This window comes from Dyella sp. 05T440 (assembly GCF_056395965.1).
Genome location: NZ_JBFTKN010000048.1, coordinates 1 through 400, shown reverse-complemented (window position 1 = coordinate 400; position 400 = coordinate 1). Strand labels below are relative to the sequence as shown.

Below are 400 nucleotides of genomic sequence, written 5' to 3'. Positions count from 1 at the left end.
TAGGTGGTTGATAGGCGCGGTGTGGAAGTGCAGCAATGCATTGAGCTTACGCGTACTAATGAGCCGTGAGGCTTGACCATATAACCCCAAGACGCTTTGTTTAACGCGCTTCCTGCGCGAGTAAAAGCGGCCATCCATGGCCGCACTCCGCAGGAAAAGCACGCTTCGACGAACGCATCTAGTTCGATTTCACCAGACGCTTGTCACTCGTTTACCCCTTTGCGGAACTGGCGCATATCCTGCGCTGTTCCCACCCCTTCCCTGGCGGCTATAGCGCTGTGGCCCCACCCGATCCCATCCCGAACTCGGAAGTGAAACGCAGCTGCGCCGATGGTAGTGTGAATTCTCATGCAAGAGTAGGTCACCGCCAGGGGCTTTATCCCTCAAACGCCTTCCCATC

2 rRNA genes are annotated in these 400 nt (G+C 56.2%); both read left to right on the top strand.

What is annotated here, in order from left to right:
- Window positions 1–80, top strand: a 23S ribosomal RNA gene (locus AC1DE1_RS20910); the annotation flags it as partial.
- 180 nt (window positions 81–260) lie between these two features.
- Window positions 261–373, top strand: a 5S ribosomal RNA gene (gene rrf, locus AC1DE1_RS20905).
- The last annotated feature ends 27 nt before the right edge of the window (window positions 374–400 follow it).